Origin of the sequence: Streptomyces sp. SP18BB07 (assembly GCF_036322545.1) — a bacterium.
Taxonomy (GTDB): Bacteria; Actinomycetota; Actinomycetes; order Streptomycetales; family Streptomycetaceae; genus Streptomyces; species Streptomyces deccanensis.
Window position 1 is genome coordinate 1 of sequence record NZ_JAQYWT010000069.1, and the last position, 1,712, is coordinate 1,712.

2 protein-coding genes are annotated in these 1,712 nt (G+C 65.4%); both read left to right on the forward strand.

The window, feature by feature from the left end; all coding sequences use genetic code 11:
* A partial coding sequence (locus PUR53_RS00220) for a carbohydrate ABC transporter permease (protein WP_329906959.1) occupies positions 1 to 810 on the forward strand: 810 nt, incomplete at its 5' end.
* Positions 807 to 1,712, forward strand: coding sequence for a carbohydrate ABC transporter permease (locus tag PUR53_RS00225; RefSeq protein WP_329894519.1), 906 nt, complete (start codon positions 807 to 809; stop codon positions 1,710 to 1,712). The genes PUR53_RS00220 and PUR53_RS00225, both read left to right, overlap by 4 nt.

Consider the following 1,712-nt stretch of genomic DNA (forward strand, 5'->3'; position numbering starts at 1 on the left):
GTCTGGGTGACGGCCCTGGCGTCGATCCTGCTGGCCTTCACCACCTGGGACGGCATCGGCTTCGACTCCATCAAGTGGGTCGGGCTGCACAACTTCACGGAACTGTTCACCAACAACCCGCAGTTCTGGCCCGCCGTCGAGCACAACATCGTCTGGTTCGTGGCGCTCATCCTGATCCCCACACCGCTGGGCCTGTTCCTGGCCGTGCAGCTGGACAAGAACATCCGCTTCAGCCGCGTCTACCAGACGGCGTTCTTCCTGCCCGTCGTGATGTCGCTCGCGGTCATCGGCTTCGTCTGGCAGCTGATCTACAACCCCGACACCGGCCTGATCAACAGCCTGATCGGCGCCAACGAACCCGGCCACTACATCGACTGGATCGGCGACCCCGACCTCAACCTGTGGGCCATCCTGATCGCCGCGTCCTGGCGCCACGCCGGCTACATGATGATCCTCTACCTGGCCGGCCTCAAGGGCGTCGACCCCTCCCTGCGCGAGGCCTCCGCCCTGGACGGCGCCAACGAGTGGCAGACGTTCAAGAACGTCATCTTCCCCACCCTGCGCCCCACCAACACCGTCGTCCTGGTCGTCACCATCATCGAGGCCCTGCGCGCCTTCGACCTCGTCTTCGTCTTCAACAAGGGCGCCGAGGGCACCGAACTGCTCTCCATCCTCGTCACCAACAACATCATCGGAGAGTCCAGCCGCATCGGGTACGGCTCGGCCATCGCCGTCGTCCTGCTGGTGATCTCCCTCGCCGTGATCATCCCCTACCTGATCGCGACCTTCCGGAAGGAGCGGCAAGCGTGAGCACCACCGTCGACACCACCGCCGCGACCGCCGCTCGCAAGGAGCGCACGCCCGTCCGCCCCGCCCGCGTCCTGCTGCACCTCTTCCTCGCCGGCGCCGCGCTGGCCTGGCTCGCGCCGCTGCTGTGGGCGCTGTACGCGGCCATGCGGCCCTACGGCGAGACCTCCGAGAAGGGCTACGTCTCCTGGCCCGACAAGCTCAGCTTCGAGAACTTCACGAACGCGTTCACCCAGTCGGAGATGACGCACTACTTCGTGAACACCCTCATCATCGCCGTCCCCGCGGTGCTGCTGACGCTGTTTTTGTCCTCCATGGTCGCCTTCTACGTCAGCCGCTTCGACTTCCGCATCAACCTCTTCCTGCTGCTGGTCTTCACCGCCGGCAACCTGCTCCCGCAGCAGGTCATCATCACCCCCCTGTACCGGCTCTACCTGCTCATCGACCTGCCCGGCATCACCATGAGCGGCAAGCTGTACGACTCCGCGCTCGGGCTCGTCCTCATCCACGTGGCATTCCAGTCCGGGTTCTGCGCCTTCGTCCTCAGCAACTACATGCGCTCCCTGCCCCACGAGCTCACCGAGGCGGCCCTCGTCGACGGTGCGTCGGTGTGGCGGCTGTACTGGCAGATCGTGCTGCCGCTGTGCAAGCCCGCGATGGCCGCCCTGGCGACGCTGCTGTCCATCTGGATCTACAACGACTTCTTCTGGGCGCTGGTGCTGATCTCCACCGGCGAGAACATGCCGATCACCTCGGCCCTGAACAACCTCTCCGGCCAGTACTTCACCGACCCCAACCTCGTCGCCGCCGGAGCCCTGCTCACCGCGATCCCCACGCTGATCGTGTACTTCGCACTCCAGCGCCAGTTCGTCAGCGGCCTCACCCTCGGCGCCAACAAGGGCTGA